The sequence below is a fragment of the Agromyces humi genome (assembly GCF_009720255.1).
In the GTDB taxonomy this organism is placed as follows: Bacteria; Actinomycetota; Actinomycetes; order Actinomycetales; family Microbacteriaceae; genus Agromyces; species Agromyces humi.
Genome location: NZ_WJSP02000226.1, coordinates 1 through 6,006, shown reverse-complemented (window position 1 = coordinate 6,006; position 6,006 = coordinate 1). Strand labels below are relative to the sequence as shown.

Here is a 6,006-nt window from a genome sequence, read left to right as displayed (position 1 = left end):
CGACGCGGAGACGGCGTCGTCGAGCAGGGTGCGCGTGGCGCCCGCGGCCTCGACCAGCTCGTCGCGTCCGTACCGGCGCGCGCCGGCGAGGAAGGATGCGGCACTCACCGCGCCCGGGAGGGCGGGCGTCTCACCGGCGTCGATCGCTTCGAGGTGGGCGCGGATCACCTTGAGCGGTAGGTACTGGTCGCGTTGCATCGACAGGACCACGGTGATGCGCTCCACGTCGGCGTTCGAGAACTTGCGGTAGCCCGACGCGGTGCGTGCCGGCGCGACGAGGCGCTGTTCCTCGAGGAACCGCAGCTTCGACGGCGTCAGCTCGGGGAACTCGGGCTGAAGCAGCGCGAGTACCTGGCCGATGCCGAGCAGTTGGGCCTGGCCGCTCGCGTGCGTGGAGGCGGCGGTGCCCGGCACTAGCTGCTCGCCAGCGGCGCCAGGTCGCGTCGGGAGGCGTAGAAGGTGAGCCGGTACTTGCCGATCTGCACCTCCGCGCCATCGCTGAGGAGGGCCGTCTCGATGCGCACGCCGTCGAAGTACGTGCCGTTCAGCGATGAGAGGTCCTTCACCTCGAACGCCGTGCGGTGGCGGAGGAACTCCGCGTGCCGCCGGGAGACGGTGACGTCGTCGAGGAAGATGTCGGCGTCGGGGTGCCGGCCGACCGTCGTGACGTCGGTGTCGAGCAGGAACCGGGCGCCGCTGTTCGGACCGCGTCGCACGATGAGCAGCGCCGAGCCCGAGGGCAGTGCGGCGATCGCCTCCTGCTCCTCGGCCGTGATGTCGCCATCGAGCGCAGACAGTTGCGCGGCCGCCTCGCGGCTGAACCCGATCGTCGTGTCGGTGGCGCCGTCGCCGACGGCACCGTTCGACCGCGTGGCCGGAGACTGGCCGTCGTCCGCCCCAACTGCGCCAGCCTGAGTCATGTCGTCATCCGCCACGGCTAACCTCCCTGTTCCAGCGTATCGGATCGGGACTTGTCCGCCACACGGGGAATGCGGATGACGCGTGCCGTCTCGATCGCGTAGATGATGCCGGCCCACCAGTAGAGGAACGCGCCCCACATGGTGATGGCCCAGCCGATCGGCTCGCTCACCGGTTCGACGGCGGGGAACGCGAGCCCGAGCATGATGACGGGCAGGCCGAAGAAGAGGGCGAAGGTCGCGACCTTGCCGAGCTGGTGCACCGGCAGGGGGCCGTAGCCGTGGTTCGCGAGCACGACGCCCAGCACGAGGAGGAACACGTCGCGGGCCACGATGACGAGCACGATCCACCAGGGCACGAGCTCGTTCGCGGCGAGCCCGACGAGCGCGGCGAAGATGTAGAGGCGGTCGGCGGCGGGGTCGAGGAGCTGCCCCAGGCGGGTGACCTGGCCGAGCCGCCGGGCGAGGTAGCCGTCGAGGGCGTCGGTGAGGCTCGCGACGACGAGCATGATGAGTGCCGCGACGTAGTCGCCGACCACGATGAATCCGAGGAACGCCGGGACGAGCGCGAGCCGCAGCATCGTGAGCACGTTGGGGATCGTCCAGATCCTCGTGCTCACCGACCCCGCATCGTCCCCGCCCACGGTGCGATCCTATCGACCCCTAGAATGCCGCCATGGGTCCCCTCCTCGTGTGTCTCGTCATCTGCGCGGCCGTCATCGCCGCAACCTGGGTCGCGTCGCTGCTGACCCGCGAGTACTCGTGGGTGGACCGCATCTGGTCGGTCGTGCCGGTCGTCTACGTCTGGGTGTTCGCGGTCTCGAGCGGGTTCGACGCGCGGCTCGTGCTCATGGCCGCGCTGGTCACGGCATGGGGCATCCGGCTCACCTTCAACTTCGCCAGGAAGGGCGGGTACCGCGCGGGCGGCGAGGACTACCGCTGGGCGGTCCTGCGCGAGCGGATGTCGCCGACGGCGTACCAGTTGTTCAACCTGTTCTTCATCTCGATCTACCAGAACGTGCTCATCCTGCTCTTCTGCCTTCCGGCGTTCACGGTGTTCGAGTCGGGCGGCTCCCCGCTCGGGGTCTGGGACCTCGTGCTTTCGGTCGTCTTCCTGGCGTTCCTCGTGGGCGAGGGCGTCGCCGACCAGCAGCAGTGGGTGTTCCACCGGTGGAAGGCGGCCGAGCGCGCCGCCGGGCGCACGCCGCGTCCCGGCTTCCTCACCACCGGACTGTTCCGGGTGTCGCGGCATCCGAACTTCTTCTTCGAGCAGGCGCAGTGGTGGGTGTTCTACGGCTTCGCGGTCGCCGCCACCGGGGTGTGGCTGCACTGGACGATCGCGGGGGCGGTGCTGCTCACGCTTCTCTTCATCGGCTCGACGGTGTTCACCGAGTCGATCTCGCGGGCGAAGTACCCCGACTACGACGACTACCGGGCGCGCACGTCGGCGGTCGTGCCGTGGTTCCCGCGTTCGCGGGTGGCGTCACCCGAGGAGCGCACCGCCTGATTCCGTCGGCCGCGGCCAGGCCGGTCAGAGCCGGCTTCGCAGGCCGGGCCAGGCTTCGGCGAAGCGCGGATGCAACGGCAGCGCGTCGACCTCGGCGACGGCCACCCAGCGCAGTGCGATGCTCTCGGGGTCGCTGACCACGGGCGTGAAGCGCGAGGCCGCGTCGGCCACGACGGTCGTGTACGACCAGTAGCCGAGGTCGAGGACGGTCGTGAACCGCACGTCGAGGGCATCGGCCGGCACCCCGGCCTCCTCCCCCGCCTCACGGACCGCTGCGTCGACCGCCGTCTCGCCCTCGTGGCGCGCGCCCCCCGGCACGCCCCACGTGCCGCCGAAGTGACTCCACGCTGCACGGTGCTGCAGCAGCACTTCGAAGTCGGGGCTCACCACGAGCAGACCGGCGGCGCCGAAGCGCCCCCAGTACCGATCGCCATCGGGACCCTCGACCCACGCATCGCCGCTCGCACCGCTCATCCCACAAGCATGGCGCACGCCGTCGTTCAGGTTGCGGGAGGTGACGGCGCCGAGGATGCCGGCCCGGTCAGGTCGGGGGCGTCCTCCACGATCTCGGACAGGCGGTCGAGGAACCCGACGACCACCAGCCGTTCGGCCGCGGTGAGCGAGGACGCGAGACGCAGCATCCGCTCGTGCATCGGGCCGAGCGCCCGTCGCAGCCGCTCGTGCGCCCCGGGCAGGGTGCCGAGGAGCTGCGACCGCCGGTCGGTCGGATGCTCCTGACGGTCCACGTACCCGCCCGAGACCAGGCGGCCGACGAGCTTCACGGTCGCTGCGCTGGTGATGCCGAGCTCCCGGGCGAGGGCGGCGCTGGTGGCGAGCCGGCCCGACCGCTCCTGGCGGATGATCCACCGGAGCGCGGCGAGGTCGGTGTCGCCCATGTCCATGTCCTCGCGGGTCCGGCGCCGCATCGCCGCCTCCGCGTCACGATGCCGCCGGATCGCCTCGAGCACCGCGAGCGCCGACGGGTCTGACCGGTCGTACCAGTACCCGTCGCCACTCGAACTTTCGGTTGTTCCCAACGCCATAGCGCGATGCTATCTTTCAGATCACTAACTTGGTTAGCCAATTCGCCGGATCCGGAGGAAGCCATGTCGCAGACCATCGAAGCGATCGAGGATGAGGTCGTGCTCCTCGACGAGTCGGGCGCGCCCATCGGCCGTGCCCCCAAGAGCGCCGCCCACGGGCCCGACACGGCGCTGCACCTGGCGTTCTCCTGCCACGTGCTGAACGCCCTCGGCGAGGTGCTGGTGACGCGGCGCGCGCTCAGCAAGCAGGCCTGGCCGGGCGTCTGGTCGAACTCGTTCTGCGGGCACCCGAAGCCGGCCGAATCGCTCACCGCGGCCGTGCGCCGGCGTGCCGAGTTCGAGCTCGGCATCGAGCTCACCGAGCTGGAGCTCGCGCTCCCGCTCTTCCGGTACCGCGCGATCGACGCCAACGGCACCGTCGAGAACGAGGTGTGCCCGGTCTACGTCGCCTTCACCGACGACCAGCCCGATCCGAACCCCCGCGAGATCGCCGAGTACGCCTGGGTGTCGCCGCAGGAGCTCGGCCGCGCCGTCGAGGCCGCACCCTGGGCGTTCAGCCCGTGGCTCGTGCTGCAGGCACGTGAACTGGAGCTCTTCCGTGACTGACCTCGTCCACTCGGCGATCGACGACGAACTGCGCGCCGTCTTCGCCGACGCGCGGGCCCGTGCCGACGAGTTCGGGGCCGACTACGCCGCCCTCTGGGAATCCCTCGAGCTGCAGAGCGCCGGCGGGAAGCGCATCCGGCCGCACCTCGTGAACGCGGCCTACCTGGGGCTCGGCGGCACCGACCGCGCGCTGGCCACCCGGGTGGGCGTCGCCTTCGAGGTGCTGCACACCGCGTTCCTCATCCACGACGACGTGATCGATCGCGACACCGTGCGCCGCGGCGCACCGAACGTCGCCTCCCGATTCGCGGGTCGCGCCTTGGCGCGGGGCGCGGGCGACCGCGCGAGCGAGGCGCTCGGGGAGACGGCGGCCGTGCTCGCCGGCGACCTTGCGCTGAGCCTCGCGCACCGCGAGATCGCACTGCTCTCCATCGATGCCGAGCGACGTGGCCGCCTGCTCGACATCCTCGACCGCGCCGTCTTCGTCTCCGCGGCCGGCGAGCTCGCCGATGTCGTCCATGCGGGATCCGCCGAGCCGCCGGAAGTCGCTCGCGTGCTCGCGACGCTCGAGCAGAAGACCGCCGTGTACTCGTTCGAGTGCCCGCTCACCGCCGGGGCGGTGCTGGCCGGGGCGAACGAGGCTGCGGTCGGCGCGCTCGCCCGGTACGGTCGCTTCGTGGGCGTCGCGTTCCAGATCACCGATGACATCCTCGGCGTGTTCGGCGATCCGGCCACGACCGGCAAGTCGACGACGTCCGACCTGCGCGAGGGCAAGCAGACCGCGCTTACCGCCCACGCCGCGACCACGGACGCCTGGGCGTCGATCTCGGCCCGCCTGGGAGACCCCGAGCTCGATGACGCCGGGGCGGACGAGCTGCGGGCGGCGCTTCTCGGGTGCGGCGCGCTCGACGCCGCGCGTCGCCTCGCCGACGAGTACGTCACCCTCGCCCGGTTCGAGCTCGACACCGCCGAGCTGCCCGAGTCGCTCCGCACCGAACTCGGCGACCTCGCCGGACGAGCCGCGGAGCGTGCGCGATGACCGACGACCCCACCCTGCTCGGCCGCTACGACGATGCCGCAGAGGCGAGCGCCGCCGTGGTGATCAGCCGGTACTCCACGTCGTTCGGCGCGGCGGCACGGCTCCTCGACGAGGATTCGCGGCGACGCATCCGCTCGATCTATGCGCTCGTGCGCGTCGCCGACGAGGTCGTCGACGGCACCGCGCGCGAGGCCGGGCTCTCGGACGCGGAACTCCTGACCGTGCTCGACGACTTCGAGGCGGAGACCGAGATCGCACTGCGCCGGGGGTACTCGGCGAACCTCGTCGTGCACGCGTTCGCGAAGACCGCGCGCGAGGCCGGGATCGACGAGCGCCTCACCCGCCCGTTCTTCGCGTCGATGCGGCGCGACCTCGATCCGTCGCCGTTCACCGCCGAGGAGATCGCGCCCTACATCCACGGATCGGCGGAGGTCGTGGGCCTGATGTGCCTCGCGGTGTTCCTGGTCGAGGACCCCGTCGACGCGGACGAGCGGGCGCGCCTCGAGGAGGGGGCCGTGCACCTGGGGGCCGCATTCCAGAAGATCAACTTCCTGCGCGACCTGGCGGTCGACTGGCACGAACTCGGGCGGAACTACTTCCCCTGGCTCGACCCCGACGCCTTCACCGAGGCCGACAAGACGAGGATCCTCGACGACATCGACCGCGACCTCGAGATCGCCGGACGAACCATCCGCCGGCTCCCCCGCCGTGCCAGGGCGGCCGTCGCCGCGGCGCACGGACTGTTCTCGCATCTCGCGGCGCGCTGCCGGCGCACACCGGCCGAGCGCCTCATCGCCACCCGCATCCGGGTGCCCGACGGCGAGAAACTCGCGATCGCCCTGCGGTCGGCCCTCACGGCCGGAGGGCTCGGGCGATGACCCCGACCTCCGAGCG

General features: G+C 71.4%; 9 protein-coding genes. 4 read left to right on the top strand and 5 right to left on the bottom strand.

Going from position 1 to position 6,006, the window contains the following annotated elements:
• From ftsR to GH736_RS15485, 3 genes are all read right to left on the bottom strand, one after another.
• Positions 1–414: transcriptional regulator FtsR (gene ftsR / locus GH736_RS15495; protein ID WP_159604927.1), on the bottom strand; the 414-nt coding region annotated here is incomplete at its 3' end.
• A complete protein-coding gene (locus GH736_RS15490) occupies positions 414–920 on the bottom strand; it encodes an FHA domain-containing protein (RefSeq protein ID WP_159604925.1) in 507 nt (168 codons plus the stop codon). The genes ftsR and GH736_RS15490, both read right to left, overlap by 1 nt.
• A 17-nt stretch (positions 921–937) precedes the next feature.
• Positions 938–1,561 (bottom strand): CDP-alcohol phosphatidyltransferase family protein, encoded by a 624-nt coding sequence (locus GH736_RS15485; protein ID WP_159604923.1) that lies wholly within the window; start codon positions 1,559–1,561, stop codon positions 938–940.
• 32 nt (positions 1,562–1,593) lie between these two features.
• On the opposite strand from GH736_RS15485, the gene GH736_RS15480 reads away from it, so the two are divergent.
• Complete coding sequence (locus GH736_RS15480) at positions 1,594–2,424, top strand: DUF1295 domain-containing protein (protein ID WP_159604921.1); 831 nt, start codon at positions 1,594–1,596, stop codon at positions 2,422–2,424.
• A 24-nt stretch (positions 2,425–2,448) separates the two neighbouring features.
• On the opposite strand, the gene GH736_RS15475 is transcribed toward GH736_RS15480, so the two are convergent.
• Both GH736_RS15475 and GH736_RS15470 read right to left on the bottom strand, forming a co-directional pair.
• The gene (locus GH736_RS15475; protein ID WP_159604919.1) at positions 2,449–2,898 is read right to left on the bottom strand and encodes an NUDIX domain-containing protein; all 450 of its coding nucleotides are present in this window, start codon (positions 2,896–2,898) and stop codon (positions 2,449–2,451) included.
• Positions 2,899–2,924: 26 nt separating this feature from the next.
• Positions 2,925–3,467 carry a MarR family winged helix-turn-helix transcriptional regulator gene (locus tag GH736_RS15470; protein WP_159604917.1) on the bottom strand — a complete coding sequence of 181 codons (543 nt, stop codon included), beginning with the start codon at positions 3,465–3,467 and terminating at the stop codon, positions 2,925–2,927.
• 63 nt (positions 3,468–3,530) lie between these two features.
• Between GH736_RS15470 and idi the strand changes: the two genes are divergently transcribed.
• Genes idi through GH736_RS15455 form a run of 3 tightly spaced genes read left to right on the top strand, consistent with a single transcriptional unit; the run spans position 3,531 to position 5,990 of the window.
• The gene (idi, locus tag GH736_RS15465) at positions 3,531–4,073 is read left to right on the top strand and encodes an isopentenyl-diphosphate Delta-isomerase (protein ID WP_203230799.1); all 543 of its coding nucleotides are present in this window, start codon (positions 3,531–3,533) and stop codon (positions 4,071–4,073) included.
• The gene (locus tag GH736_RS15460) at positions 4,066–5,112 is read left to right on the top strand and encodes a polyprenyl synthetase family protein (RefSeq protein ID WP_235934307.1); all 1,047 of its coding nucleotides are present in this window, start codon (positions 4,066–4,068) and stop codon (positions 5,110–5,112) included. Before idi ends, GH736_RS15460 begins: the two co-directional genes overlap by 8 nt.
• The gene (locus GH736_RS15455; RefSeq protein WP_159604913.1) at positions 5,109–5,990 is read left to right on the top strand and encodes a phytoene/squalene synthase family protein; all 882 of its coding nucleotides are present in this window, start codon (positions 5,109–5,111) and stop codon (positions 5,988–5,990) included. The genes GH736_RS15460 and GH736_RS15455 overlap by 4 nt, the downstream gene beginning before the upstream one ends.
• Positions 5,991–6,006: the final 16 nt, after the last annotated feature.